Origin of the sequence: Mesorhizobium shonense (assembly GCF_040545255.1) — a bacterium.
In the GTDB taxonomy this organism is placed as follows: domain Bacteria; phylum Pseudomonadota; class Alphaproteobacteria; order Rhizobiales; family Rhizobiaceae; genus Mesorhizobium; species Mesorhizobium shonense.
The window spans coordinates 1-26,853 of the sequence record NZ_JBEPLM010000026.1; the positions used below are offsets into that span (position 1 = coordinate 1).

Below are 26,853 nucleotides of genomic sequence, written 5' to 3' on the forward strand. Positions count from 1 at the left end.
TGAGGATAGGCTCGACGAGCAACCCTCGCTTCAACACTGCCAGTGTAGGGCGAACCACCTCACAGCCGGCAACCAGAAAGGACATAAGGTCTTACGTCGCTTGCCCGGCGCGTCAGGGACCAGCGGCAGCGCGAGCGCGGCCGCAAGGTCTATTCCCTGCACGCTCCCGAGGTGGAATGCATCGGCAAGGGTAAGGCCCACAAGCCCTATGAGTTCGGCGTCAAGGTCTCGGTCGCCACCACGCTGCAGCGCAGCCGCGGCGGCCAGTTCGTCGCCCATGTCAAGGCGCTGCCCGGCAATCCCTATGACGGCCACACGCTGGCCACCGTCATTCCCGCCATCGAAACCGCGATCGGCGCCAATCTCGGTAAGATCGTCGCCGATGCCGGCTATCGCGGCCACAACGCGCCGAAGGACAAGATGTTCAAGGTCCATGTCGCCGGCTACAGGCGCGGCCTCACCAAGACCATCAAGCGGGCACTGCGACGCCGGGCCGCCGTCGAACCGGTCATCGGCCATCTCAAGCAGGACCACCGCATGGGCCGAAACTTCCTGGCCTTCACCGAAGGCGACGCCAACAACGCCATGCTCGCCGCCGTCGGCTACAACTTCAGCCTCTTGCTCAACTGGCTGAGGCTTTTGTTTGCCTTCTTCCTGGCGCTGCTTGCAACCGCTCCAGCGTCACCGGTCCAGCCACGATCAGCCTGACCTCCGCAGATCAACCGCAATAGCCTCTGAAACGGGGCTCGCCTTCAACGCCGGTGCCGAAATGGCTTTCTTCACGGGCGACTAACAACAATCGGTAATCAAGTCGTTGCGATGAACGAAATGCCGTCTTCGCCGGAGTTCCGCGCGTAGGGAAACTTTGGCTTCAGCACGCCAGCTCCGCGACATCAGATACTGGTCCTCCGCTGGAACCTCCTCGCTTTTTATTGCCTTTGAAATCGTAATCGGCTCTCACGACCCAGCCTCGCAATGCACACTGCTAACCTCGGTCTCGCTGCCCGGCAGAGAAGACAACATCGTAAGGCGTAACTGCGACAACAGCCGAGTGTCGGTTGTCGTTCAAATGGTCACAGATTTACCGTCAACCTGTATGCTTCCAAAATTGCGGCATGGATCGTGCGCGACGTTAAGGCGTCGCCGATCCGGTGCAGCGCGAACCCGTCCCCAATTTGCCGCGGCTGCGGTAACCATTCTGCCATTGCATCAACATCCGTAATTCCCTTGTTGAGCGAACGTTCGCTTAGATCAAAGAAAAGCTCCGCTACGGGCATCGTTCCCGTCTCCAAAACTACCTGATCAGTGGTGATTTCTTGCCGGGCATTTGTGAGTTGATGGATCAGCGTTGCGACAAGCCGATTGCCCTCTCTACGGATATCGCTAAGCTTCAGGTATGGAAGTGTCGTGACGTCCTGCGCCGCCAGCCGCTTGTGAAAGATTATCCTATCGGGGTACCCCATCTCAGTTGCGGCATAGGCGTCGGCCGTGGCTAACGTGACAATGTGCCCGTTGCCCGAAAGATGATCGGCCGTGGCAACGGCTTCGTGGCGACCGGTGTGGTCGCAGATCAGCACGTGTTTTTCGGGACGAACATCCCCGGAGAGAATATCCCAACTTGAAACTGCAAGGTTGGCGCCGGGGAGGTTGGCGCCAGGGAGGTCACCACCGGCTGGTATGCCACCTGTCGCGACAAAGACATGATGCGGGCGTTCAGCCAGCACGTCGTCCGCTTCCGCGAATACGTTGCACCGTACGTCCACACCGAGCCTTTCTAGTTCGCTCACCCGCCAATCAACAATGGAAATCAGATCCTTCCGCCAAGAGGTTTTGGCTGCTAACAAGATTTGCCCACCAAGACGCGGGGCGGCTTCGAATAAAACTACGTTGTGCCCGCGTTCGGCAGCGACGCGCGCGGCTTCCGTTCCTGCCGGCCCGCCGCCAATAATGACGACCTTCTTGCTCGGCGTCGCGCTCGCGGTCACGGTCATCGGCAACAATGTCTCTCGGCCCGAAGCGGGGTTGTGGATGCAGTGCGGCTTTTTGTAAATGCAATGCGAAGCGCCGATGCAAGGGCGGATCCGATCCTCTTCGCCACGCACGATCTTGTTGACGATCTCTGGATCAGCAATATGGGCGCGGGTCATGGCTACCATGTCGAGCAGGCCTTCGCGGATCGCATGGCGTGCAGTAGCAACATCAGTAACTCGCGCCGCATGGAACACCGGCACTCCGATCTCTCGACGAAACCGGCCGACCAGGTCGAGGAAGGGTGCTAGAGGGCGGCTCATGCCAGGCATGTTTTCTTCAACCAGGGTCAGCTCCGTATCCATTCTGCCGACCATGCAGTTGAAGAAATCAACTGCTCCTTCTTGCTTCAAGATCGTAGCTATTTCCAGAACCTCATCGAACCTCAACCCGCCGTCACCCTCATCCAGCGACAATCTCATACCGACGACGAATTTCTCGCCGACTTGGCGGCGAATTTCTTCGTGAACCATGAGTGCGAAGCGAACACGGTTCTTGATGCTCCCCCCGAAGTCGTCGTCGCGTAGATTGGTTCGCGGCGAAAGGAACTGACCGATCAGATGTCCACCGGCTAAGGTCTCCAGACCATCCAGCAAGCCTTCGCGGCAGCGGCGAGCTGCTTGACCGAATGCGCGCACGACTCGATCGATGTCGCACCGATCCATTTGCCGGGGAAAATTCCGGTGCAGTTCTTCGCGTACCGACGATGGCGCAATCATCGGCAGCCACGCCCCAGTCTGGGCATCGCCGCGACGACCGAGATGGGTGATTTGGCACATAAGGGCAGCATCATGCTGATGAATGCGCTCAGCGAACTGCTGGAAGTAGGGAATGATCCGGTCGATTCCGGCGTCCAACTGGCGAAACGTCGAAGGCGAATCCGGCGCGATGTTGGAACTGCCTCCGAACATGGTCAGCGCTAGACCACCTTTGACCTTTTCCTCATGATAGCGCTGATACCGCAGATTCGGCATATTGTCGTCATCCATGGCGGAGGCATGAGCCGAGCTCATAACGCGATTTTTCAGCGTCAGACCACGAATGGTCAGAGGCTGGAGAAGCGGATCCTTCGTCATTTGCTCAACAGTTGTCATTGCCGTCACTCGAAGCTCCAGGGCAAGACTGCGCGGTGTCGGCTTATAAAATCAACTAAAGCATCACTAAAGACGCGACGATTTAGAAGGGCCATATCGTCCTCCCTTACTGGCGTTCGTATCCGTATGGCGGCGCAATCCAGTCGCCCTCATGTTGACAGAATGACAGCGCGTGACATATTGTCAAGCGGCTTGAACTTTAAGGCAGGGCATCTGATTTGATGGCACTCTTTTAGCGACCGCGGCACGCGTACGGCATGGAAATGCTTGATCCAAACACGGTGACTGTCGATGATGGCGCACCGCGACGGAGACGCGCGACGGATTTGCAATCTGTATAGGTGCCAATGATGAAACGTAAGTCGAGCAATGGGGCGCATCAGCTAGGTGAACGAAATACTCGGTGTGTGCAGGACGTTTTGGAAGTGCTCGCTCAACTCGTGCCCCAGATTGCGCGCAGCATAGCCAATGACTGCGAGGTGGCGCTGCACGATAATCGGACTTCGCCACCGCGTATTCTTGCGATCGGCAATGGACATGTGACGCGCCGCGGTATAGGCGATCTCATGACTCGCATTGCGATCGGCGAGACCGAAATGCACGATATGCGAGAGCCGCTGTACAATTACAGTTCGATCGGCCCAGACGGCAGACAACTGCGGGTCAGTTTGCTGCCGATTATGATCGGTGGAAAAACGATTGCTTACTTAGCCATCAACTACGCAACGGGCGACCTGCTCATGGCGCAAAAAGCGATCGCACAGCTCACCCGGACAGAGCCTCACCCGAAAGAGATACTCGAGACTTTTTTGCCGAGCTCACTGCCATTGCGGCAGGTGATAAGTCGTCAAATTGAAGAATCGCCCCGTCCACCGCATCTTCTCGACCGTGAAGATCGTATCGAGCTTGTGCGCCGCTTGCATGGTCAGGGTGTATTCCAAATGCGCGGTGCAGTGCGCGAAACTGCGGCACGGCTCGGCATCAGCCGCACGGCTGTCTACTACTATCTGAAGCTGGCGACGGGGGAAGCGAAGTCACCATAGCTAACCGCGTGCATTTTCAAGCGAGCCCAATTCTTAACGGAGCACAGGATCGCGCGGCTTTTTGGCGTCGATCTATCTACTTTGTCGGCGCGGGTCTGATCGAGAGAGTGGTGCTAATTGGCTGGCGTGCCAGTGCCTGCCCAAGCGGCTGCGGTGAAAGAATGGCCCGTCCAGTCGACATATGCGCTAAGTCGGCTGGTCGCCACACCGCAGGGGGAGTGAAAAAGGCTCAGCACATTTCGAGCCTCGCAATTTGAAATGCCTCCGGGCCGAAGTCCAAGCGGGGGTGCGATAGCGCTGGAGCTAATTTGTCACTGTCCGTCGGTAGCAAAACGTCCGCTGGGATCGACGCCGGCGTGCTGGCGCAACCCTGCGACGTAGTGCTTGTGTCGACTCGTTGGGTCCAGACCTCCGGCAGAAACGCTGAAGCGGTTGCGTGACACGAAATCTGGTTCTTCAGTTGATGGCATATACGTTTCCGTCAGCTTACTACCCGTATGACTATGGCTCCCCACATCCAATTTCCTCCTTCCGGTGAGCGATATAGGCATCGAGTTCCTCGCGGATACCCGGATCCATGGTGGGTTGCTCATATTCGCGCAACGCCTGCCGCCAGATATCGGTCGCGCGGTCGAGCGCGTCCTTGCCCCCGGCTTCCTGCCAAGCGCCGTAGTTTTGCCAGTTGGAAAGTATCGGCTGGTAAAAGGCGGTCTCATAGCGCGTGACCTGCTCCCGTGAAATGTCCTCGCTTTGAGGTTAGCCTGTCATCCGGATGAGGAGACAGGGCAATGAAGCGACCGAGATTCTCCGACGAACAGATCATCGGCATTTTGAAGGAGCACCAGGCGGGGCTTTCGGCCACGGAGCTTTGCCGAAAATACGGTGTGAGCGATGCGACGTTCTACAAGTGGCGCTCGAAGTATGGGGGCATGGACGTATCGGAGGCGAAGCGGCTGAAGAGCCTCGAGGAGGAGAACGGCAAGCTGAAGCGCCTGCTGGCCGACGCCATGCTCGACGTCTCGACCTTGCGCGAGATGCTCGGAAAAAACTTCTGACGCCTGGGTCGAGGAGGACCGCCGTGACCTGGGCGATCGAGAACAAGGGCTATTCGCAGCGTCGTGCTTGCGGGCTCGTCGGCATGGAGCCGCGGGTTTACCGGTATCGCTCGAGCCGACCGGACGACGCGGGCCTGCGAAAGCGGCTGCGGGAACTGGCAGCCGAGCGCCGACGCTTCGGCTATCGCCGGCTGCACCTTCTGCTGAAGCGCGAAGGCGTGGCGGTGAACTGGAAGAAGCTCTACCGGCTTTATCGCGAAGAGAGGCTGACGGTGCGCAGACGCGGTGGCCGCAAGCGGGCGCTCGGCACGAGAGCACCGATGGCGATACCGCAGGATGCCAACCAGCGCTGGAGCCTCGACTTCGTCTCCGACACGCTGACCGACGGCCGCCGCTTCCGGATCCTGTGCGTCATCGACGACTTCAGCCGGGAGTGCCTGGCGACCGTCGTCGACAACTCGATCTCGGGCGAACGTGTCGCCCGAGAACTCGACATCATCGCCGAGCATCGCGGCTACCCCTGCATGATCGTGTCGGACAATGGCACTGAGCTGACCTCGAATGCCATTCTGGCGTGGCAGGAAGACCGGCATGTTGAATGGCACTACATCGCGCCGGGCAAGCCGATGCAGAACGGCTTCGTGGAAAGCTTCAACGGAAGGATGCGCGACGAGTGTCTCAACGAGCGGCTCTTCACCAGCTATCGGCATGCCCGAGACAGCATCGAAGAATGGAGGATCGACTACAATGTGAACCGCCCCCACACGAGCCTCGACGGGCTCACACCGAACGAATTTGCAACCCGGTCCAGATCGGACCACAACGTGAACAGGGCTAACTTATAGGCGCGGACAAAACGGGGAGCAGGTCACGCGACCTGGTGTGCTCCGAGCCGAAGAAGTGGCCACCGGCCGACACGGCCTTGATGGCCTCAAAGCCGAGATCCTCCTCTGCGAAGGGCATAGGCTTGAGATAGTCTATCATGTTCTGAAGAATCTCGACGTCAAGCACGAGCTTCTCGTAGGAAGCGGTCAGTCCACCCTCCAGCCAGCCGGCCGCGTGATAGATCAGGTTGGCGCCACCCAGGACTGCCCCCCAGGTCGCCATTCCGGTCTCGTAGGCTGCCTGCAGGTCGACAGCGTTTGATGCGTTGGCGTTTGAGGTGCGGTATGGCAGGCCGTAGCGGCGCGCGAGCTGGCCACCGATGACGTTCGCCTTGGCATTTTCGGGCGTGCCGAAGGCCGGCGCACCCGAACGCATATCAACGTTGGAGGTGAAGGCGCCATACATGACAGGCGTGCCGGGATTGACGAGCTGCGTCAGAACCACCCCGAACAGCGCCTCGGCATTCTGCTGGGATAGGGCTGCAGCGAGCGTGACAGGTGTCATCGCGCCCATCAACGTGAACGGCGTCACCGTCACCGGCTGGCCATGCTCGGCCATGGCGATCAGTCCGTCTGCCATCGCGTCGTCGAACAGGCGGGGCGAATTGACCGAAATGATCGTAATGACGCCCGGAGTGGCGCGCATGTCCTCAAGCGTTGCCCCGCGCGCGATCGCCATCATCTTGATGCCGTCGATCGCTCGGCCGCGGCCGATTGCCGTGCAGTGGTAGCAGAGGTCGCTTAGCGTCAAGTTGGCATTGTAGGTATCGAGATGGCGAGAATTCGCGGGCAGCTCGATGGGCGCGCAGACCTGGTTGCCAAGGATGTGGATCGCATTGAAATAATGCGCGAGCCGCGTGAAGTCGTTGTAATCCTTAGCATTGCCAGCGCGGCGGCCATTGACGCGATCGTGTACGTTGGGTGGCCCCGCGACCAAGCCGAAGGCCATCGCATTGCCGCCGATGGTGAGCCGCTTAGCGGGATTGCGACTGGTCAGCGTGAAGCTCGAGGGAATGGTCGCCAGCGCGGCATCAACGAACGACTGGTCAATTCGAACGGTCATGTTCTCGCGATCGATGATACCGCCAGCTTCAGCGAAGATGTCCAAGGCCCTCTCGCTCAAAACTCGAATCCCGAGCTCCGATAGGATGCGCATGGAATTTCGGTGCAGCGCCTCAATGCGCTCCTCGTCAAGGATCTGCGTGGGTCCGTAGGTATTACGCACTTCTTGCCAAGGCAATTGCGGAATGCCGCCGCTAGCCCGCGCAGCCCGTGATCGCCGTCCGCCGCCGCGCCTGTCCTGACTCATCACCGAATGCCTTTCGTTCCGTTGCTCCAGCGATCGAGGTCGAGCCGCCCGTCCCCGGCTCGAACATCCCGAATGCTCTGTTGTTGGATACCTGCGCGTTTTCGCCACCGGGCGTCTTTATCAGCGTGGCGTACACCTCGATGGTCCAGACTATGACCAAAGTGAGGACGCCCATCACGCGATAAGAACGCAGTCAATGACCAAGAAAACCGAGGTCATGGCGCGAAGGCTGTTGCAGCAGCGGTAGGGACCGCTTACTGTGGGGAAAGAGGACCCTATGAAACCCCCTCCACCGCCCCTTAACTACATAAGATCTTTCGAATGCTCGGCTCGGCATCTGAGTTTCACAGAGGCCGCAAACGAGCTCGGGTACACTCAGGCTGCGATCAGCAACCACGTGCGCGCGTTAGAGCAATATCTCGGTCGGCAGCTCTTCATTCGCTATCCGCGCAGTCTGATGCTGACAGAGATGGGCGAGGCGTTCCTCCCGACACTTAGGCAGGCACTCAATCAGATCGATTTTGCGACCGAATCCGTGCTGGCTGCGGCGCGCAACAGGACTGTGGTTATCTCGTGTCCCACCAGCCTCGCAGAGAACTGGCTAGCGCGCTGCATTGCGAACTTCAGCCGGCAAAACCCGGAGATCGAAATCCTGTTGCACGGCACGATCTGGGAGGAGCGCACGGAGCAGATCGCCGATTTCGTAATCACTATTCGGCGCTACGATAACCGGCCTAATAGCGCGCTACAGCTTTGGGGGGACCGGCTTATACTTCTCTGCACGCCGCAGTTTCTCGAGGGGCCTAACGCCTTCAGAGCCCCTGAGGATGTGCTCAAGGCTAACTGGATCTCAGTCCATGGTCGTCAAGAGCTCTGGCAGGACATGGCGACGGCGCTCGGCATTGATGCGGCAGCGAATGATAAGCGGCTCTCGACTAACTCAACGAACATCGCGCTTGAATTGGCCGCTAATGGTGCAGGGTGCGTAGTGACCACCCTCTCGCTTGCACGCACCTATATGGAGCGCGGGCTGCTGGTCGAGCCCTTCGAGACGCAGGTCGAAAGCCCTTGGAACTACTATCTTTCGGAGGGCCAGACTTCGAAGGGTGCGGTGGTCAAGAAAGTGCGGGAATGGATACTCGCGGAGGCGCAAAGCTTCATGCCGGGAGCGCTGCCTATCCATCCAGACGCCCATACACCATCGCCGGCGGCAGGTGAGGCTAATTCCGTCGTAGATTTTTAACGGTCAATGACCTCGTTTTATTTGGCCAGGGACGGTCGGAACTGTGGTCATCGGCGCTTTCCGAATTTTTCCGCTGTCTCTAAGATGCCCTCGATCGGCGCCCTAACGCCGCCAAACTGAGATCGATTATCATTCGAGGGGCCCACACAATGCGTACTCATGCACAAGCCGTCGTCATTGGCGGCGGTCTGATCGGCTGCTCGATCCTTTACCATCTCGCCAAGTTCGGCTGGACGGACGTCGTGCTTTTGGAGCGCAGCGAGTTGACCTCCGGTTCGACATGGCATGCAGCGGCCAACATCCACGGCCTGCATGATTCCACCAACATCAGCCGCCTGCAGCATTACACGATGGCGCTCTACAAGGAGCTGGAGGCCGAGACCGGCCAGGGCTGCGGCATCTTCCAGCCGGGCTCGCTCTATCTCGCCCAGACCGAGGCGCGCGAGCATCAGCTGCGGCTCCAGGAAGCCAAGGCGCGGCGCTACAAGATGAACTTCTACGAGGTCGGCCGCGACGAAGCGGAACGGCTGCATCCGCTGGTCGATTTCGACGGCATACGCTGCATCATGTATGAGCCGGAGGGCGGCAATGTCGATCCTTCAGGCGTGACGGCGGCCTACGCCGCCGGCGCACGGCAACGCGGCGCCGAGATCCATCGCTTCACGCCGGTCACGGCGACCGAGGCGCAAGCGGACGGCAGCTGGATCGTTCGTACGCCGAAGGGCGACATCCGCACGCAATGGGTGGTCAACGCCGCCGGCTTGTGGGGCAGGGAGGTCGCCGCCATGGCCGGGTTGCAACTGCCGCTGATCCCGACCGAGCATCAATATTTCGTCACCGAGACCATTCCCGAAATCGCCTCCATGGGCCGGCGCCTGCCCTCGGTCGCCGATCGCGACGGCGAATATTATCTGCGCCAGGAAGGCCTCGGCCTGCTGATCGGCGCCTATGAGCGCAACATGAAGTTCTGGGCCGAGGAGGGAACTCCGCTGGATTTCGGCCACGAGCTGTTTCCCGATGACCTCGACCGCATCGAGGAAAACATGATGCGCGCCGTTCAGCGTGTTCCCGCGGCCGCCACCGCCGGCGTCAAGAAGGTGATCAACGGTCCGATGATCTGGTCGCCCGACAGCGCGGTGCTGTTTGGCCCGGCGCCGGAGGTCAACAATTATTTCTGCTGCAACGGCATCATCCCCGGCTTCTCGCAATCGGGCGGCATGGGCAAGCTCGCTGCCGAGTGGATGATCGAGGGGGAGCCTTCGCTCGACATGTTCGGCTGGGACATGGCGCGCTTCGGCCATTGGGCCGGCAAGGCCTTCACCAAGGCGCGGGTGCAGGACCAGTACAGCCACCGCTTCAAGATCCATTTCCCGAACGAGGAGCGCGCCGCGGGCCGTCCGGTGCGGACCCGCCCCGCCTATGAAATGCAGAAGGAGATGGGTGCCGTGTTCGGCTTCAATTTCGGCTGGGAGCATCCGTTGTGGTTCGCCGCGGAAGGCGAGCCGCGCGAGGAAACGATCGGCTTCACGCGGCAGAACTGGTGGGGACCGGTCGGCCGCGAAGCCCGCATGCTGCGCGAGCATGCCGGCATCATCGACATCTCCAATTTCGCGAAATACGAGGTGAAAGGTCCGGGCGCCGAAGCCTGGCTCAACGCGCTCTTCGCCAACCGTATGCCGACCAAGGTCGGCAACTCTTGTCTAACGCCGCTGATCGGCAAGCGCGGCGGCATCGCCGGCGACTTCACGGTGACCAGGCTGGCCGATGACGAGTTCATGGTGATCGGCTCCGGCATGGCGGAGCGTTTCCATCAGCGCTTCTTCAAATCGGTGCCGCTGCCCGAAGGCACGACCTTCCGCTCGCGCACCGAGGAGCTTGGCGGCTTCAACATCGCGGGGCCGAAATCGCGTGAGCTGTTGCAGCGGCTAACCAATGACGATTTGTCGAACGAGGCGTTCCCATTCATGCGCTCGCGCCAGATCACGGTCGCCGGCGTCGATGTCGTGGCGCTGAGGGTCTCCTTCACCGGCGATCTCGGCTGGGAGCTGCACTGCAAGGCCGCCGACCAGGTCGAGCTCTACAGCGCGCTGCTCAAGGCCGGCGCGGAAGTCGGCGCCGGGCCGGTTGGTTCGCGGGCGCTGATGTCGCTGCGCGTCGAGAAGGGTTACGGCAGCTGGAGCCGCGAGTATTCGCCGGAATACTGGCCGCAGGAGGTCAATCTCGACCGCCTGATCAAGACGGACAAGGAGTTCCTCAACCGCGATGCCTATCTGGCCGTGGCTGACAAGCCGGCGCGGGACGAGCTGATCATGCTTTCCGTGTCCGCCAAGGATGCCGACGCCACCGGCGGCGAGCCGATCTTCCTGCCGGACGGCACGCCGATCGGCCAGGTGTCGTCGGGCGCCTATGGTTATTTCGTCGAGCAGTCGCTGGCGATGGGCTACGTCAAGGCGGGAGCCGCCAAGGCCGGCGACAAAGTGAGCGTTGCGATCCTAGGTCGGCCGCATGAGGCGGTCATTCTCCATAAACCACCTTTCGACCCCGAAGGACTCAGGCTGCGGGCTTAGGTGGCGCTGCGAAACCACGGCGAGAAAAGGCTAGGAACGCGGTGGAATTTATCCACACCACCGAGCTTGGGGCGATCCCGCCCGATGTCCTCAAGCATGCCAAGCGCTTCCTGCTCGATCTGATCGGCGTCGCCGCGGCCGGATCCAAGCTCGAGGCAAACCGGATCATACGCGACACGGCACTTCAGCTTTTCGCGGCGTCGCATTCAGGCAGCCGTTTTTTCTTCTACGGGCGCTCGGCAAGCATAGCAGGCGCGCCGCTCGCAAATTCCACGACGATCGACAGGTTCGACGCCATGACGGCCATCCGCTGACGAAGGGACACGCCGGTTGCGGTGTCTTGGCCAGCCGAGTCGAAGCGCCGTCTGGACTTGGCAGGCCTCGCACGGGCGCCGCAACTGCGAAATCGCCATTCACTCCGCTATTTCGCTGCACGGCACCGTTCCCGACTACCATACGTCTGGGGCCTGGGTGGCACGATCCATCAGCGCTACAATCTGTGCCGCAACGTTAGCGTCACCCTTCAATCGGGTGGTGCAGGATTGGGGAATGTACTTGCACGACAACAGTATGAGTAGGACAATACTCGATCGGCGATCGGCTGACGCATCATTGCCATCACATTGAGTCCGATGGACGCAGCTATCGTCTCAAAGAAGCCGCTGAAGCCCTTGCCCATGAACAAAGTCAACCCAACAAATCCACTTCCGGTCCTGCCTTGCAGGTGAGGGAGTTGATTGAACGTAACCGGGGAATTTGAAGTGATCGCGGAGCTGTGAGATGACGTCTGCGCTTTTTTATTGATTCAACATCCACTCTCGTGAGGTGGATGATGGCGAGAGCATTAAGCGAGGAATATTCGATCGGGGTTTGAAGGCTTCGGACGCGGGTATGTCGGCGCGGCAGGCTGCGGCACGATTCGACATTGGGAAGGTAATCCCACGTTCTATAACAAGGCTAGTGCGCGTTTAGCACAAAGCTCGTCTTGTTGAATTGTGAATCAGCGATATTGAGAGCTAAGATCAACGAGCTCGTCCCAGAGGCTTTCAGCAAACCCCCGCAGTACCATCAGCTCGAAGCCAAATTCGGTCATTCTCGTGATAGTGACCGCGATGTGGTCCATTAGCATCGTCGTCGCATGGCCAACCGGGAAAGCTTCCAAGGCAAGGTCCACCGCCGTACCCTTGGCAAGCACCAGAGCGGCCTTGGCGCCAGAAATCTCGAATCGAACGCGGCCGTGGCTCTGGTCTACCACGTCGGCATATGGCTTCAGCTTGTGTACGATCTCGGAGAGAGCTGCGGGCGACACAGGATCATGGCCAACGATGCAATATTGGCCCGGCGATAGGCTCCTGACGGCGAGAGCATCACTTTCAAGCGCGGTAATAATCGTCTCAGAGAGATTACCGCTTCCGCTTGCGGAAAGCGCCTGTAGAACAAGTCCTTCCGGAAGGGCAGTCAGTGTCACGTCTGCCGAGAGGAGGGGGTTTTTGCCTCTGAGCGCAGCGCGGTGTTCGATCGCGAATATGGACATCGGGACCTCAGGTTTTCAGTTTTTCGTTGGTCGGATCGACGAACGTCGGGCTGCAAAGTCGCACGGTCGTGTACTCGCCGCGAATGCCGTTCCACACCTGCACTTCCTCGCCATGACGCGATGCGCCGCGCTTGACGAGCGCAAGGCCGATGGTCGCGCCGACATGCGGAGAGTAGCAGCTCGAACTTACATAACCCTGGTCGTTTTCCAGCGTTGCGGCCGCACCTTTCTGCAGAATGTGGGAGCCGCTGCGGAACGAGGAGGTAGGGTCGAGCGGGACGACGCCGACAAGCTGATGGCGGTTCGGGTCGTTGAGGCCCTCGCGTTCCAACATCCGCTTGCCAATGAAATCAGCCTTGGTGGCAGAGACCATCCGGCCGAAACCAAGATCGCCAGGCACGATCGTGCCGTTGATCTCATTGTGCGTGACATGTCCTTTTTCGATACGCAACACCGACAGCGTTTCAACGCCATAGGCGCAGATGTCATGTTCCTTGCCGGCTTCCATCAGGGCGTCCGCCACTGACTCGCCGTAGCCTGCGGGCACGGCCAGTTCATAGGCCAGTTCGCCGGAAAAGGAGATGCGAAACAACCGCCCCGTCAGCCCGCCGCCGAATAGCGAGACTTCTTTGGCTCCCAAAAAGGGGAAAGCATCGTTGGCAATATCCTCGTCGACGATCTGCTGCAGAATTAAGCGCGCTTTGGGTCCCGCAATCGCCATCTGCGCCCATTGATCGGTGACGGAGGCAAGTCTCACGTCGAGTTCTGGCCACAGCGCCTGAGCGCAGAATTCCAGATGGTTCATGACGCCAGCCGCATAGGCGGTGGTCGTTGTCATGAAGAAGCGGTCCTCTTCGAGCCTGCTGGTGGTACCGTCATCGTAGATGAAGCCGTCTTCACGCAGCATGAGGCCATAGCGGGCTTTGCCGACGGGCAGCTTCTTGAAGGCATTGCAATAAACGCGGTCGAGAAATTCCGCGGCATCCTTGCCGGTAATCTCGATTTTTCCAAGCATCGACACATCGCAAAGGCCGGCATTGATGCGGACATTCTTTGCTTCGCGATCGACGCTTTCGCGCCAGCCGGTCTCTCCCGACCGGGGGAACCAGGCAGAACGGTACCAGAGACCGCTTTCCACGAAGACCGCACCGTTCTTTGCGGCCCAATCGTGCAGCGGCGATTTGCGCACCGGCTGGAAATGCTTTCCATGCGACGTGCCCGCAAGCGCACCGAATGAGACAGGCGTATAAAAGGGGCGGAACGTCGTGGTGCCGACAGCGCCTGGAGAAACGCCGCGCGCCTCGGCCAAAAGACCAATGGCATTGACGTTCGAAAGCTTGCCCTGGTCAGTCGCCATGCCGTTCGTGGTATAGCGCTTGGCAAGCTCGACGTGCCCGTAGCCTTCGCGCACCGCAAGGCGGATATCCTTGCGATGGACGTCATTTTGGTAGTCGATGAACGCCTTGCCCTTTACGCCAGGAACGGTCCAAAGCGCCTTCCCGACAGGAGAAACGATATCACCGTCCACCACCCCGAAGGCTGCGGCCTCTGCCTTGAGGCCGAGGGAGCCAAGCAAAGTGACTGCCTTGGCGGAGCCGGATTCGAGACATGCGGCGATCCCGATCGTCGTCGCGCTGGCGCCTGCCAATGACAGTCCCTTGCGGTCCTCGTCTGCTACGAACGCACCCTCTGCATCCGACCAAGTAGGCCTGCCGCCACGATGAAATGCCAGATTGATGATCGGGCTGAAGCCGCCGGAGACTCCGAGCGCATCGACACGCAGCTTTTCTGTCCGGCCACCCTTGAAGATGGTGATGGAGGAAAGTGCCTTGCCGCCGTGGGCGTCGGAAACGAACGCCCCGCGAATGATCCGGGCAGAGCCGGTATAGACGTTCGCCGCTGGTCCCGAAGAGCGGCTATCAATAATGGCCGCAAGCCGCACGTCGGAGGCTTCGAGGTCTTGAGCCAGCGCATACCCGCTGTCGTTGGTCGTGAAGATCGCCACCGATTTGCCCGGAGCAACGCCGTAACGGTTGAGATAAGCACGCATTGCGCATGCCATCATTACACCGGGAATATCGTTGCCGCCGAAGACCAGCGGGCGCTCCTCCGAACCGGTGGCGAGAATGGCGTGCTTTGCCACGATGCGCCACAACCGCTCGACCGGCACTTCGGCCCGAGGTTCGGCGATATGCTTCTGTACCCGCTCGATCGCGCCGAAGACATTGCCGTCATACCACCCGAAAGCAATCGTGCGCGAGAGAAGCTGCACGTTGGGCAAAATTTGAAGCTCAGCGATTGTTTGACGGACAAAGCTTGAGGCAGTCAGGCCGCCGATCAGGGCGGTCTCGAACAAAAGACCGCCGCCGAACATTGAATTTTCGTCGACCAGGATGACACGCGCACCGGCACGGCCAGCCGTCAGCGCTGCCGCCAAGCCGGAGGCGCCGCCGCCGATGACCAGGAGATCGCAATGCGCCCAGGATTTCTCATAGCGGTCGGGGTCGCTCTCATAGGTCGCCTTGCCAAGGCCGGCGGCTTTGCGAATGAAGGGCTCGTAGAGCTTTTCCCACAGACCAGCCGGCCACATAAACGTCTTGTAGTAGAAACCGGCGGAGAGGAAGGGCGACAGCAGACCGTTGAGCGCGCCGATGTCGAAATCGAGCGAGGGCCAGCGGTTCTGGCTCTGCGCCACGAGGCCTTCATAAAGCTCCTGCATGGTGGCACGGGTATTTGGTTCGGTGCGTCCGCCCAGGCCAATCGTCATCAGCGCATTGGGCTCGGATGCGCCAGCCGACAGGACGCCGCGCGGCCGATGGTATTTGAACGAGCGGCCCATCAGCATCTGGCCGTTTGCCAGCAAAGCCGATGCGAGACTGTCGCCTTCGAGGCCGACCAGGTGTTTGCCGTCGAAGGTGAAGGAAAGTTGCCGAGAGCGATCAACGAGACCACCCTTCTCAAGACGATAGGACGTCATTCCGCTGCCTCCTTGCGCGCGGCGTCACGCACGTCATCAATATCATGGGTGGCCGTATCTCGGCTTACCACCAGCCAGCGGCGACATCCGGAGGTGTGGTGCCAATATTCCTGATAGGCGCCGCGTGGATTGTCGCGCAGGTAGACATAATCGAACCATGTCTTCTGGACTGCGTCCGCAGAGGGACGGGTAAGAGCCGCACCCTTGATCGTGAATTCTTCCTTGGGCCGTTGCCCGCAATGGGGGCAGGGGATGAGGCTTGCCATTTGGGTGTCCTTGCTTTCCCGGAAAATCAGTGAAGGTTCGGTTGTGCGCCCTGGCCCTTCTCGTCGATGAGATAGCCGTGCTCGAACCGATCGAGACGCATTTCGCGGGTCACTGCATGCGGCTCGTTCTTAGCGATAAGGTGAGCAAAGCAGAACCCGGACGCCGGCGTCGCCTTGAAGCCGCCGTAGCACCAGCCCGCATTGAGGTAGAGATTGTCGATGGAAGTGCGGTCGATGATCGGCGATCCATCCATCGACATGTCCATGATGCCGCCCCAGGACCGCAGAACCCGGACACGCGAGAGAGCAGGGATCATCGCCTTGCCGGCTTCCATGACGTGTTCGACCGTCGCAAGATTGCCGCGCTGAGCGTACGAATTATAGCCGTCGAGGTCGCCGCCAAAGACCAGGCCACCCTTGTCGGACTGCGACACGTAAAAGTGCCCCGCGCCGAAGGTCACGACGCAATCGATGAAGGGCTTGAGGCCTTCCGAGACGAAAGCCTGCAGCACATGACTTTCGATCGGCAGCTTCATGTCGACCATGGCGGCAACTTGCGACGAGTTGCCGGCGACGGCGACGCCAAGCTTGCCGCAGCCGATAAACCCCTTCGATGTCTCGACGCCGGTCACCTTGCCGTTTTCACGTCGGATGGCGGTGACTTCGCATCCTTGAATGATATCGACGCCGCGCATGTCGGCGCCGCGTGCATAACCCCAGGCAACACCGTCATGGCGTACGGTTCCGCCCTGCTTCTGTAGCAGTCCGCCCTGAATAGGGAACCGCGCCTCGTCGAAATTCAAGAAGGGAAGCTTTTCCTTCACCTGTGCGCGGTCGAGCAGATCAGCGTCGACCCCGTCCAAGCGCATTGCGTTGCCACGCCGTGTGTAGGCATCTCGCTGCGCGTCGGAATGGAAGAGGTTCAAAACGCCGCGTTGCGAGACCATGGCATTGAAGTTGAAGTCCTGCTCCAAACCTTCCCAAAGCTTCATGGAGAGCTCGTAGAATGGGTTGTTGCCGGGCAGAAGATAGTTTGAGCGGATGATCGTCGTGTTACGGCCCACATTGCCCGAGCCGATATAGCTCTTTTCCAGAACTGCGACGTCGCGGATGCCAAATTCCTTGGCAAGATAATAAGCTGTGGCAAGGCCATGACCGCCGCCACCAACGATGATCACATCATAATGACGCTTCAACGCCGGTGCACGCCATGCAGGCTTCCAGGCGGTGTTGCCACGGAAGCCGTTCAGGAAAATGGAGAAAGCTGAGTAGCGCATTGACCTGTTCCATTTCGTTCGGCTTTCTATAGCGGGAGACTTAGGGTACGACTTTCACAAAACGGCCAGAAAAAAGCAGGTGACGGCCATGAGCCAGCAAAACAGCCGGTTAACTCAAAACATTGGGTTTCTATTACTACCGGGGTTCGCACTAATGTCCTTCGCCTCGGCGACAGAGCCGCTGCGAGCCGCAAACCTGTTGGCGGGCCGGTCTCTTTATGATGTGGAAACGCTATCGTCCGATGGCACGGCGGTCGAAAGCTCATCAGGCGCCATCGTTCCCTGCCGGCGGATGGGCTTATCGCGCTTTGACATCATCTTCGTATGTGCGGGTGGCAATCCGTCGAAATTGGGGTCTCCTGCGCTCTATACGGCTCTTCGGCAATTCGCTCGAGGGGGGGGCCGAATAGGTGGGATTTCAGGCGGTCCCTATGTTCTAGCAGCGGCCGGTTTGCTGGATGGACGAGACTTTACAATTCACTGGGAACATGCCGCAGCTCTCAAAGAAGCCTTTCCACACCTCAATCCCAGACAGGCTCGTTTCGTTCTGGATGGCAATCGGATAACATGTGGCGGGGGCGTGGCGCCCTTAGACATGATGCACGCCCTTATTGCCGACAGGATGGGAGGGGATTTTGCCCGCCGCGTCACTGATTGGTATCTTCATACCGCAGTAGCGGAGCCGACCGCCCCGCAAAGAGCATCTTCTGCGGAGCGTTTTGGCGTCAACCATCCCGTCCTACTCAATATTCTGGCAAAGATCGAAGCCGCAATTGAGCAGCCGATGGACCGGGCTCAGATAGCTGCCTATGCCGGTGTAAGCACGCGCAACCTTGACCGTTTGTTCGCCGAGCACCTTAAGGCGGGCTATACTGAAGTCTGTCGAAATCTCCGGCTCGCCCACGCGCGCCGGCTTCTGCAACAAACTCCTCTGTCGGTTTCCGAGATTGCATTTGCCACCGGCTTTTCAAGCGCTGGGCATTTCTCCCGTTGCTACTCGGATTTTTTCGGCAAAAGTCCGTTGAAAGATCGGCGTTCATGTAGACGAGGTGCGGTGAGCAGCATCCCGTATCGACCTGTTTCGGAGAGACCACCTGCATGATCTTGGCGACACTTCGGTAACCGCTATGAAATCCAGCGGCGCCGCGCACTGCCGGATCAGGTCAAAAACAGACCTTTTCCTGGTGCGGCCGGGGATTATGGAGGAATTTGCGTGCCGATCGGGCTATGCGGTCTCTATGACAGTTCAGGGCGACTATACTGCAATCATTATTGAAGGCAAATCTGAGTGCGATGCCGGCCTACATGAAGGACCTATTTTTTGTCGATACCCGCTCGGCAGGCGGCATGAAGCCATGTTTAGAGAGCGTGGTTGCCGCATGACTGGCGGTTTTCTGGTCGGCCATGACGTAAATCCAACACTTTACCTCCTGACGATGGCAAATGATAGCGTCTGGACTGGCTCGGAACGCCTATGCAGACAGATATCCTAAAAATACTCGCGCTCCACCTTTCGGCCTCTGCCAGGCTGTTCACGAGCGTCGAAGTGCTCACTTCGGGCGATGCTGGAAGCTCAGGATTAGCCATAAGAGCTGAATGAGAAGGATGTGGTGGTAATCCGTATTAGATTCAGATAGCCGTGCGGCGCTCTAGGATACACCCAATCATGTTGCACTCATAGTCGGCCACAAAGTTATGCCTTCGCAAAACATCATGCCTTCGACGCATTTCTATAGCCATCGCAATCATTGAGACACTTTCACCGTTTGCATCCGAAGCGGTGAAGACCGTCAACGTATGAAAGTCAAAAGCTTTGGCGAGTTGAAGCCATGCAAGAAAAACCTTTCTTAACGAATCGTAGTAACATCGTGAGACTTTCCCCCGAGACGTCATGTAGACGATGTCTTTGTTCGTTTTATGCGCACGAGCCCACCATTAACCGTGGCACTTCGATTCATGTTTCGCTCTTGCCGCGACGCCTGAGCAGCTCGACGCGCCAACCACTTGTATGCGGGTGCTGTCCAAGTTTCGCATCCTCGCGTTTTGCGCGATTTGGGGCGAAGGTCGACCGGTCAGAAAAGTTCGGCCCCGTCGACGAGAGCATCGTCAACGCGACGCTGAAGACGGTGCGGCGGAGCCTAACGCTAACCTCGCGCAAGCCGGCGCGGAAGATCTTTTTTCGGCGGAGGAAATGTGGTCTTGGGGCTCATAGCGGACCCGTTTCCGTAGAGGCCGTGAATCGGCGTGAAGACAAAGTATTATGATGGACGCGCCAGCGAATTTCGCCGCAATGAGGCCTCTGGCGACGCCCGAGATTACGGCCGATCGGCCGTTTGACGTTGCGGTTCTTGTCCTGCCGGGGTTCTCGCACTTGGCCCTTCACGCGTATATCGAGCCGTTCCGGCTAGCCAACACCATATCAGGATTACCGCTTTTTGGATGGCGGATTGCAGCGCCGGATACTCAACCGGTAGAAGGCGCGAACGGCCTCAAGGTTTCTGTCGATGTTACCGTCGAAGAATTATCCTCAAACTTGGAGGACCGGAGACCTGACCAACTCGCAATTGTTGCCAGTGAACCAGTAGAGCAGCGCCTGACGCCGCAACTGAATGGCTTTCTTCGGATGATGGCCCGGCGCGGAGTTGCGATATCGGCCTTAGGTACCGCAACATGGCCGCTTGCGCAGGCCGGTCTATTGGCAGGCACTCGCTGTACCATCCATTGGTCACGCTTGGCAGCCTTTTCCGAAGTGTTCGCCCAACCTCGCATATGCGATTCTCTCTTTGTCAAAGATGGGCAATATTCGACCTGCGCCGGTGAACTGGCTGCGTTCGACCTGGCGGTCGATCTTATCGCAAACCAGGCAGGCGCATTCATCGCACAGGAAGTGTGCAGGCATGCCACGGTACACGGACAGCGCTCTGGCTCCAACCGTCAGACTGGTCCCTCGGGCGTCGCTTTCGCGGGCGTGAGCGAGTGTCTCGTCGCTGCGATCAGAATCATGGAGGAGAATATCGAGATGCCTATGTCCATGTCAGACCTATCGAACCGCATTGGTGTTTCAAGACGCCAGCTGGAGCGGCTTTTCGGAACCCACGTAGGTGTCACTCCCGCCAAGCACTATCTCAGACTGAGGGTCGAGCACGCTAGGCGACTGATTGAAGGCACGCGACTGCCTCTGGTCGACGTGGCATTGGCTAGCGGCTTTGTCTCGTCGTCGCATTTCTCGAAATGTTTCAAGAACGTTCACGGGATATCACCGCAACAACTTCGATTGAACATGCCCGCCTGGATCGGTCGGGGGCTCGGCTGAACTGATGAGCATGAAGTATAGATGCCTCAGTTCGGCGGAAAACCGCCGCACACCGCAATAATACCTGCTGTCCGGCGTTGAAGGCGCCGCCAGGCTCTGGGCCGAACGACGATGTGCGCCAGCTTGGCCGCCAGCGCCGCCACGACGACATTCCTGTGCGTTCGCGCTGATAGTTCGCGGCCCACCGGCCGAGACCCGGTCGAGAGGAAGGTGGCCTGAGCAACGGCCCGTGCGCCATAGATCAGATCCGCCCGAAGATATCGGTTGCCGCGCTTCGATATGCCCAGCAGCCGCGGCTTGCCTTCAGTTTTGTCGAGGGGGCCAGCCACGCGGAATCACGCGACCACCTTTCGGGTGCAGCAGATCAGCGCCACCGAGACGGCGGTTATGACCAAGTGGCTGGTGCACAAGGCTGCCGTCGAGAGCGTCGACTACACCACACGAATTCGCGCACGTCTGGAGCATCACCAATGACGAGGAAACACCAGATAGGCGAGGGGAATGCAGATTCCGACGATTTACCGGACGGCATTCCGATAAAGCCGGACGCGATTCCGAGAATTGGAGTGATGATGTGGACGCCTCCATCACCGGCGTCAGCAAGCGTGATATGGCTTTGCTGTTGCCTCACTGGAAAGCAAGGAGCATCCGCAATGCAAATCACCATGATCGGGCTTGATCTGGCCAAGAACGTTTTTCAGGTTCATGGCATTGATCAAGAAGGCAAGGTTGGCGTCCGGCGAAGCCTTCGCCGTTCGGAGGTTGTTGATTATTTCGCCAAACTTCCACCTTGCCTCGTTGGCATTGAAGCCTGTGCAACGGCGCATCACTGGGCTCGCGAGATCGGTCGATTTGGGCACACGGTTCGTCTGATGCCGCCTGCCTATGTAAAACCCTACGTCAAACGCAACAAAAATGACATCGCCGATGCCGAAGCCATTTGCGAAGCGGTGACGAGGCCGAACATGCGCTTCGTTGCCGTGAAGACAGCGGCTCAACAATCGGTTTTGATGCTGCATCGCTGCCGAGTTCTTCTGGTCCGGCAACGAACTATGCTGGCCAATGCAATTCGCGCGCATCTGGCAGAATTCGGCATCGCGATGCCGCAAGGGATTCGTACTTTGCTGACGGCCCTGAATGTGCCGAAAAATGAAATGAACAACCTTCCCGATCTCGTCCGAATTGCACTCACCCCCATGACAGCAAGCCTCATCGAACTGGGTCAGCGCATTAAAGCACTGGAGATCGAGATTGCGCGCGAGCATCGCGGCAACGAGACCAGTCGCCGATTGGAAACGATTCCCGGTTTTGGTGTCATCACATCAACAGCGATGGCAGCGACAGTCGCAGACCCGACAGCCTTCAAATCTGGCCGTGAATTCGCCGCCTGGCTCGGTCTTACGCCAAGAGAGAGTTCCTCGGGGGGCAAGCAACGGCTCGGCAGCATCACCAAGATGGGCGACGGGTATCTTCGAACGTTGCTCGTTGTCGGAGCGACGGCGGTGATCCGCTTCGCTCGCGAGGAAGGGTCCGCCAAGACGGCGTGGATCCGTAAGCTCATGGAGAAAAAGCCTGCGAAGGTCGTGGCGGTTGCGCTCGCCAACAAGATGGCGCGCATTGCCTGGGCGCTGATGACGAGAGGAGAGATTTACCGTGCCATCCCCGCTTGATCTGGCGTGGGCTTGAACGCGACAACGAGTTGGTGAGGACGAAAGACACTTGACGAGAACCGGTCAGGGGCCGGGGGTTGGAAAGCCCGAGGGGTGCAGCGACTTTTGAGCGCGCTGGAGTGTTTAGGGATCCAATCCGCGGAGATTCATCAGGGCCAGCGGCTCAACACACCGCATCGAAAGGCCGAACATATGACTGCAACCGACCGTTTTTGAGAATGGTGCCACTTTCGTCTTGCCAAGGAGGCGTCCACATATGCACCCCCAGACTGAGACAAGGAAAATCGCGGACAGTTTCCCCGCAAAGAGAGGAAACTGGGGCATGGCCAGGCGGTGATTGCAGTTGTTCCGGCATTCCCGGCAACCAACGGTCCCGACTGCTTTCGTCCGTTCACCTGCAACCGCTCCGATGCACCGAATACGCGCGCGGAAGACTGATATGAGATATGCCTGTGGCTGTTGAGCCACTCAGCATCGCATCCGCACCGTGTGCTGGGAGCAGTCGCTATTCGCCCGGACGCAGAGACGCTTTACTCGACACCGACGCGGCGATATCCGGCAAATAAAGGAATGCCGGGTGAATCTGACCGGGCGAACGGCATTCGCTAAAGAGGCATCGCCGCCCCGCGACGGCGATGCCGCGTTTGCCTATTCAGCGCGAGCCGCCAACTGTTGCAATCTCTGGGCGGCGGCCACCATGTTGACCAGAGAAGGGCGGACCTCCTTCCACTTCCTTGTTTTCAGATCGCAATCCGGATTGACCTCAAAGCTGATCAACGCCAATGCGTTGTCTGGCGAAGCGTCAGCAACTCCTGCATCTACTCGACTTCTGGCACCCGCGGCGAGCTGGATATCATAGCCCCGATCCCAAGACCGATCTAGTTCGGGTATTGGAGCTCCTGAACGCACCCATCCTCGAGCGCGAGGTTTTCGATGGAAATGACATCAGCCTCCATCGCGGCGATCGCGTCGATGATGTCATTGACTCCGAATAGCACATGTGGATGTGGATCTGGGTCGCATCCGTCACGCCCGAGGAAGTGAGACGGAAGCATTCGACCGCCCAGTCGAGATAGCTCTTCCGGTCTGCCTTGCGCAGGGGAAGTCCTTCGCGCAACGCTCCGTCGTCGATCTGGATCATTTTCGCGCCGGCCGGCTCGAGGTCGAGGATCTCGTCGCGGATCGCTAGCGCGATTTGCTTACGCTCATCACCACGGCACGCCTCGACGACGTCGACCCGCAAGCCTGGCTTGCCGACGTACTGGCTCGCACTGCCGCCTTCCCGCCTCGCGTCTGCACGAACTGCTGCCCTGGAATGGACGCCCCTCGACCTTTCAACTCATAGAGCCTGCAGCGCCTACGTACGCGTGCCAACCATGCGGCCTTCACTGGCGAATCAATCCAAGAAACAGTGAGCGAAATTCCTGTGCACATCCAGCAGACTCGCACCACGCCGCCAAAGGGGGTGTGCCAAATCGGACTCTTCCGTTAGATGGAAACCACCGGAAAGCTTGAATGTCTCAGTGCGATGGGACCTGCGCTCGATCACTGCAGCAATCTGATCATCATCGATCGTCTGAGCGGCTGGGGCGAACTTCGTCGAGCAGGCCATCGAGCCAAAGTTTAAGAAAGCGCCGTCCAACCTTTCAAGCGCACCAAGTCTGCGCGCAACTGCCCTTCCTTGCGATCTAGTCGGCGCAGCAAACAATGATCCGGCACCGGCCAGCCATGGAATGAGCCACCCGATGCTTACGCACCTGCCTTTCCAGGATATTCCCGTATTCCCGCGCTGCCTCGCTCAAAATTAATGATGCCGGCCCAGTCGCATTCGCCATCGCTAACCTTTGCACAAAGAGGTCAAGCATACAATGTGACGACTGGCGTTCCACATAACTAGCCGGCTAGGATGCGCCTTCAGTGGCGACCTTCAGATAATTGTAGACAGCTGCGCGACTTATCCCAAGACGCGTCGCTATTTCTCGCACGATGCCCCGCATTTGGAATACGCCTTGGTCGTGCAGGCGGCGTACGAGCTCGATTCGGTCCTCTCGGTCGAGAAGATGCGGAGGGCGCGCAAAATCTTCAAGGTAACTCTCAACGAGTTGCCTGGCAGATAGCGAATTCGGTAAAGACGCCTCTTTGCTCCTGGTTGGATAAGCCTCTATGCGGGCGAGCTCGCCGAGAATCCTCTGCGCCATAAGAAGGTCGCCTATGGCGAAATTAATTGCCAAGTAAGCGACAGTTGTTCCGCCAATGATGATTGGAATCAGGCTCACACGTATCGGGCAGCCACCAGGAGCTACGGATCCATAATTATACAAAGGCTCGTGAAGATTTGTGAGATCATGCTCGCCAATCGCAATGCGTGTCATAAGATCACCGACACAGCGGCGAGTGACGTGACCGTTGCCTATCGCAAGAATGCGCGGCGGCGAGACACGATTGTCGTGGAGCACGACCTCGCAGTCATACATAATGCTGCGCGCGAGCTGCGGGATCAGATGGCCCAGCACCTCCAGAACGTCGTCGACGTACTGTTTCTTGCGGTGGATTGGCCGCTTCTGGCCGTTAAGAGGCCCGGAGGTCATCGCGGCACAACCTTGCGGAGTATGAGCACCAGCCGCAACAAGAGTGATCTAGTGGGTTCTGTCTGACATAAGAATCCAATTTGGGATTCCCTTTGGCGCGTGCGCGTGCGATTCTAGCGCATGCGCACAGGAATATCGTTCATCGTTGCGCTGACCGATCGCCATGGAGCTCGCCAAGGATCGCAACCGGCAGCAGAATTCTGGCGGGCCGAGATCATCCTGCTGAGCGCCGATGGCGTCGGCTCTGTCGAGGCGGCGACGAGACCGCCCAGCGTCTTCATGGCTGCTCCTCTCTTTGAGCTGCAGCCGTATCAGGAATCTGAAGAACCCAATAATGCGCATTCTCGTCGTAATATCTGGCGTCCTTTAGACACTGTCTCAGACCAACAATGCCGGCATCGTGAAGACGTTGCACTTCATCCTCAAAGAGCGCCGCCTCCGCATAACTCTTGCGGGTGCTTACGATTACCATTCCCTTGGGGCGCGTGACGCGTGCCAGTTCCCGCAGCCCGTGCGGTCGGACATGTCGTTGCACGAAGACGCCACAGCAGATCGTCATGTCGTAGCTAGCGTTCGGGTATTCAGAGAGCGAGCCGTTAAGGTCAACGTTGCCTTGGACATGACGGTAAACGCCGATCTCCCGAGCCTTTTCGGCCATTTCATCGAAGAGGTCAAAGCCGTCGAGCTGCCGGAAACCGAGGCTTTGCAACTGCACGCCGACAAGCCCTGTCCCGCACCCCGCGTCAAGGATTTCGACGGCCTCTCGCTCTTTGGCTAAATAGGCGGTCTGCATGGCGGCGGCCAGTGCCGTAATGACCACAGGACCGTAGTACCCGTGACGGTTCCTCTGGTTGTAAGTATCGGCCCCTTCGCCATAAAACCTAGCCAAGTAACCCGCATCATCAAGATCATGGGAAGCCTTCCGATCTCGCGTGCCTGCATCCGGAGCGTTTTGTCGATGTGGCGTGTTCAAGACGATTTCTCCATTTTAGGGCAGAGGAAGCGACGCAGTCCTCTTCGGTGGCCTATCGCTGGCGTAGCTGTCCCCATTTCAATGGGCGCCTATACTCGCAATAAAATAGCTCGAGTGGACAAGTAACCCACCGGCCCGTCCGGCGAATTCACATGCTTTTTTTGGAAACAGCCGGCGCGCATGACATTTCCTCGACCATCACAAAGAAGACATAGGCGCTTCTTCATCATCAAACTGCGACACCACTCCGCGCTCTAACTGTGACACCACTCCGCGCAAGCCAACCTTTGTTTTAACACCATATATACCACCTCTATCCAATTGCTAAGTATTGGCCGGTGAAAGTTTTGTTAAACAATTATTACATTCGTTGCCGAGGCCAACCTAACGTTTATAGACGTGCACGAAGTCGCTCGGCCCGCGCATGAGCGATATCAATCCGAAAAGCTGCACAGCGGGCGGTAGAGGGGGGAGCATAGGCCGCTCGCGCGGCGGCCGTACCACCAAGATCGACGCTGGTTGGCGCATCTTGCTGAGGCCGGCTTCTTTCGGGAGGTGCACGTGAAAGGCCTTCGACACCTCAAGCTTCCAACCAAATTCGGGGGATCATGAAAATCTTCGGCCTCGTCGTTCCCGCAGGCAGGGGTTAACGTTCGAACAGAATGTCCGGAGCCCTATTATCAACCAGAAAGAGCTTGCTCCTATCGTGTTAGAGATGTTGGTGGCCTGGCGCAGCGTTTGCGTCTTGGCGCCAGCTGGTTGCGGATGCGGCGAGGGCAAGCGTGCCGCACCCCAAGCGCGGTAGGAAATGGAGCCTGCAATCAAGGTCTCTCTGCCTCAGCATGCTCTTGCTGCGACTTCCAAAGGGTTCTTCACCCTGGCACCCGCCCTTCAAGCTTCAACGAAGGGCCTGTAGTCGGGACCACCATTGACGACGGCGTGCACCACGAGCGCCATCTTGGCATCGGGATTGCTTCGATTCCCCGTGATAGCGTTCGATCTTAGGTCGGCAATGAGGGTCAATGCGTCGAC

The 26,853-nt window shown here is 58.7% G+C and carries 16 protein-coding genes and 9 pseudogenes; 14 read left to right on the forward strand and 11 right to left on the reverse strand.

Going from position 1 to position 26,853, the window contains the following annotated elements:
- Window positions 1-102: 102 nt before the first annotated feature.
- A pseudogene (locus ABID26_RS34435) lies at window positions 103-708 on the forward strand (transposase); the annotation flags it as partial.
- 365 nt (window positions 709-1,073) lie between these two features.
- On the opposite strand, the gene ABID26_RS34440 reads toward ABID26_RS34435, so the two are convergent.
- On the reverse strand, window positions 1,074-3,122 hold the full coding sequence (locus ABID26_RS34440; RefSeq protein ID WP_354418005.1) for an NADH:flavin oxidoreductase: 2,049 nt from the start codon (window positions 3,120-3,122) through the stop codon (window positions 1,074-1,076).
- 350 nt (window positions 3,123-3,472) lie between these two features.
- Between ABID26_RS34440 and ABID26_RS34445 the strand changes: the two genes are divergently transcribed.
- Entirely contained in the window at window positions 3,473-4,165 is a 693-nt protein-coding gene (locus ABID26_RS34445; RefSeq protein WP_354417942.1) for a helix-turn-helix transcriptional regulator, read from the forward strand.
- A gap of 501 nt (window positions 4,166-4,666) precedes the next feature.
- Here the strand turns inward: ABID26_RS34445 and ABID26_RS34450 are convergent.
- Window positions 4,667-4,888, reverse strand: a pseudogene (locus ABID26_RS34450) (trimethylamine methyltransferase family protein); the annotation flags it as partial.
- A gap of 65 nt (window positions 4,889-4,953) precedes the next feature.
- Here ABID26_RS34450 and ABID26_RS34455 point away from each other — a divergent pair.
- Both ABID26_RS34455 and ABID26_RS34460 read left to right on the forward strand, forming a co-directional pair.
- Window positions 4,954-5,220: a transposase gene (locus ABID26_RS34455; protein WP_354417944.1), complete on the forward strand. Its 267-nt coding sequence runs from the start codon at window positions 4,954-4,956 to the stop codon at window positions 5,218-5,220.
- On the forward strand, window positions 5,103-6,065 hold the full coding sequence (locus ABID26_RS34460; RefSeq protein ID WP_354418006.1) for an IS3 family transposase: 963 nt from the start codon (window positions 5,103-5,105) through the stop codon (window positions 6,063-6,065). The genes ABID26_RS34455 and ABID26_RS34460 overlap by 118 nt, the downstream gene beginning before the upstream one ends.
- Here the strand turns inward: ABID26_RS34460 and ABID26_RS34465 are convergent.
- Window positions 6,055-7,413 (reverse strand): trimethylamine methyltransferase family protein, encoded by a 1,359-nt coding sequence (locus ABID26_RS34465; RefSeq protein WP_354418007.1) that lies wholly within the window; start codon window positions 7,411-7,413, stop codon window positions 6,055-6,057. The genes ABID26_RS34460 and ABID26_RS34465 overlap by 11 nt on opposite strands.
- 277 nt (window positions 7,414-7,690) lie before the next feature.
- On the opposite strand from ABID26_RS34465, the pseudogene ABID26_RS34470 reads away from it, so the two are divergent.
- The 3 genes and pseudogenes from ABID26_RS34470 to ABID26_RS34480 form a co-directional block, all read left to right on the forward strand.
- A pseudogene (locus ABID26_RS34470) lies at window positions 7,691-8,566 on the forward strand (LysR substrate-binding domain-containing protein); the annotation flags it as partial.
- A 239-nt stretch (window positions 8,567-8,805) separates the two neighbouring features.
- Entirely contained in the window at window positions 8,806-11,223 is a 2,418-nt protein-coding gene (locus tag ABID26_RS34475; protein ID WP_354417946.1) for a GcvT family protein, read from the forward strand.
- A 41-nt stretch (window positions 11,224-11,264) separates the two neighbouring features.
- Window positions 11,265-11,537 carry an MmgE/PrpD family protein gene (locus tag ABID26_RS34480; RefSeq protein ID WP_354417948.1) on the forward strand — a complete coding sequence of 91 codons (273 nt, stop codon included), beginning with the start codon at window positions 11,265-11,267 and terminating at the stop codon, window positions 11,535-11,537.
- 686 nt (window positions 11,538-12,223) lie between these two features.
- Here the strand turns inward: ABID26_RS34480 and ABID26_RS34485 are convergent.
- Genes ABID26_RS34485 through ABID26_RS34500 form a run of 4 tightly spaced genes read right to left on the reverse strand, consistent with a single transcriptional unit; the run spans window position 12,224 to window position 17,277 of the window.
- On the reverse strand, window positions 12,224-12,757 hold the full coding sequence (locus ABID26_RS34485) for a sarcosine oxidase subunit gamma family protein (protein WP_354417950.1): 534 nt from the start codon (window positions 12,755-12,757) through the stop codon (window positions 12,224-12,226).
- A 7-nt stretch (window positions 12,758-12,764) separates the two neighbouring features.
- The gene (locus ABID26_RS34490) at window positions 12,765-15,734 is read right to left on the reverse strand and encodes a sarcosine oxidase subunit alpha family protein (protein ID WP_354417952.1); all 2,970 of its coding nucleotides are present in this window, start codon (window positions 15,732-15,734) and stop codon (window positions 12,765-12,767) included.
- Complete coding sequence (locus tag ABID26_RS34495; protein WP_354417954.1) at window positions 15,731-16,000, reverse strand: sarcosine oxidase subunit delta; 270 nt, start codon at window positions 15,998-16,000, stop codon at window positions 15,731-15,733. The genes ABID26_RS34490 and ABID26_RS34495 overlap by 4 nt, the downstream gene beginning before the upstream one ends.
- Before the next feature lie 26 nt (window positions 16,001-16,026).
- Window positions 16,027-17,277, reverse strand: a complete 1,251-nt coding sequence (locus tag ABID26_RS34500) for a sarcosine oxidase subunit beta family protein (protein ID WP_354417956.1) — start codon at window positions 17,275-17,277, stop codon at window positions 16,027-16,029.
- Window positions 17,278-17,365: 88 nt separating this feature from the next.
- On the opposite strand from ABID26_RS34500, the gene ABID26_RS34505 reads away from it, so the two are divergent.
- Together ABID26_RS34505 and ABID26_RS34510 are read left to right on the forward strand one after the other, a co-directional pair.
- Window positions 17,366-18,379: a GlxA family transcriptional regulator gene (locus tag ABID26_RS34505; protein ID WP_354417958.1), complete on the forward strand. Its 1,014-nt coding sequence runs from the start codon at window positions 17,366-17,368 to the stop codon at window positions 18,377-18,379.
- A 1,158-nt stretch (window positions 18,380-19,537) separates the two neighbouring features.
- Window positions 19,538-20,590, forward strand: coding sequence for a GlxA family transcriptional regulator (locus ABID26_RS34510; protein WP_354417960.1), 1,053 nt, complete (start codon window positions 19,538-19,540; stop codon window positions 20,588-20,590).
- Window positions 20,591-20,616: 26 nt separating this feature from the next.
- On the opposite strand, the pseudogene ABID26_RS34515 reads toward ABID26_RS34510, so the two are convergent.
- Window positions 20,617-20,892, reverse strand: a pseudogene (locus ABID26_RS34515) (hypothetical protein); the annotation flags it as partial.
- A gap of 31 nt (window positions 20,893-20,923) precedes the next feature.
- Between ABID26_RS34515 and ABID26_RS34520 the strand changes: the two are divergent.
- Both ABID26_RS34520 and ABID26_RS34525 read left to right on the forward strand, forming a co-directional pair.
- A pseudogene (locus ABID26_RS34520) lies at window positions 20,924-21,071 on the forward strand (Rieske (2Fe-2S) protein); the annotation flags it as partial.
- 172 nt (window positions 21,072-21,243) lie between these two features.
- Window positions 21,244-22,260 carry an IS110 family RNA-guided transposase gene (locus ABID26_RS34525; protein ID WP_354417962.1) on the forward strand — a complete coding sequence of 339 codons (1,017 nt, stop codon included), beginning with the start codon at window positions 21,244-21,246 and terminating at the stop codon, window positions 22,258-22,260.
- A gap of 648 nt (window positions 22,261-22,908) precedes the next feature.
- Here ABID26_RS34525 and ABID26_RS34530 read toward each other — a convergent pair.
- Window positions 22,909-23,461 (reverse strand): annotated as a pseudogene (locus ABID26_RS34530) (5-methyltetrahydropteroyltriglutamate--homocysteine S-methyltransferase); the annotation flags it as partial.
- Between ABID26_RS34530 and ABID26_RS34535 the strand changes: the two are divergent.
- Window positions 23,456-23,574 (forward strand): annotated as a pseudogene (locus tag ABID26_RS34535) (transposase domain-containing protein); the annotation flags it as partial. The pseudogenes ABID26_RS34530 and ABID26_RS34535 overlap by 6 nt on opposite strands.
- Before the next feature lie 587 nt (window positions 23,575-24,161).
- Here ABID26_RS34535 and ABID26_RS34540 read toward each other — a convergent pair.
- The gene (locus ABID26_RS34540; RefSeq protein WP_354417963.1) at window positions 24,162-24,848 is read right to left on the reverse strand and encodes a helix-turn-helix domain-containing protein; all 687 of its coding nucleotides are present in this window, start codon (window positions 24,846-24,848) and stop codon (window positions 24,162-24,164) included.
- A 120-nt stretch (window positions 24,849-24,968) separates the two neighbouring features.
- Here ABID26_RS34540 and ABID26_RS34545 point away from each other — a divergent pair.
- Window positions 24,969-25,100, forward strand: a pseudogene (locus ABID26_RS34545) (IS630 family transposase); the annotation flags it as partial.
- A gap of 25 nt (window positions 25,101-25,125) precedes the next feature.
- Here ABID26_RS34545 and ABID26_RS34550 read toward each other — a convergent pair.
- A complete protein-coding gene (locus ABID26_RS34550) occupies window positions 25,126-25,821 on the reverse strand; it encodes a class I SAM-dependent DNA methyltransferase (protein ID WP_354417965.1) in 696 nt (231 codons plus the stop codon).
- 448 nt (window positions 25,822-26,269) lie between these two features.
- Here ABID26_RS34550 and ABID26_RS37110 point away from each other — a divergent pair.
- Window positions 26,270-26,371 (forward strand): annotated as a pseudogene (locus tag ABID26_RS37110) (IS5/IS1182 family transposase); the annotation flags it as partial.
- Between the last annotated feature and the right edge of the window lie 482 nt (window positions 26,372-26,853).

Excerpts from the sequence above, each read along its gene's own strand:
- ABID26_RS34475 (WP_354417946.1), top strand. The coding sequence starts at position 8,806 with ATGCGTACTCATGCACAAGCCGTCGTCATTGGCGGCGGTCTGATCGGC.
- ABID26_RS34495 (WP_354417954.1), bottom strand. The coding sequence starts at position 16,000 with ATGGCAAGCCTCATCCCCTGCCCCCATTGCGGGCAACGGCCCAAGGAA.
- ABID26_RS34525 (WP_354417962.1), top strand. The coding sequence starts at position 21,244 with ATGCAAATCACCATGATCGGGCTTGATCTGGCCAAGAACGTTTTTCAG.
- ABID26_RS34505 (WP_354417958.1), top strand. The coding sequence starts at position 17,366 with ATGAGCCAGCAAAACAGCCGGTTAACTCAAAACATTGGGTTTCTATTA.
- ABID26_RS34485 (WP_354417950.1), bottom strand. The coding sequence starts at position 12,757 with ATGTCCATATTCGCGATCGAACACCGCGCTGCGCTCAGAGGCAAAAAC.
- ABID26_RS34445 (WP_354417942.1), top strand. The coding sequence starts at position 3,473 with ATGAAACGTAAGTCGAGCAATGGGGCGCATCAGCTAGGTGAACGAAAT.
- ABID26_RS34490 (WP_354417952.1), bottom strand. The coding sequence starts at position 15,734 with ATGACGTCCTATCGTCTTGAGAAGGGTGGTCTCGTTGATCGCTCTCGG.
- ABID26_RS34540 (WP_354417963.1), bottom strand. The coding sequence starts at position 24,848 with ATGACCTCCGGGCCTCTTAACGGCCAGAAGCGGCCAATCCACCGCAAG.
- ABID26_RS34500 (WP_354417956.1), bottom strand. The coding sequence starts at position 17,277 with ATGCGCTACTCAGCTTTCTCCATTTTCCTGAACGGCTTCCGTGGCAAC.
- ABID26_RS34465 (WP_354418007.1), bottom strand. The coding sequence starts at position 7,413 with ATGAGTCAGGACAGGCGCGGCGGCGGACGGCGATCACGGGCTGCGCGG.
- ABID26_RS34455 (WP_354417944.1), top strand. The coding sequence starts at position 4,954 with ATGAAGCGACCGAGATTCTCCGACGAACAGATCATCGGCATTTTGAAG.
- ABID26_RS34510 (WP_354417960.1), top strand. The coding sequence starts at position 19,538 with ATGATGGACGCGCCAGCGAATTTCGCCGCAATGAGGCCTCTGGCGACG.
- ABID26_RS34440 (WP_354418005.1), bottom strand. The coding sequence starts at position 3,122 with ATGACAACTGTTGAGCAAATGACGAAGGATCCGCTTCTCCAGCCTCTG.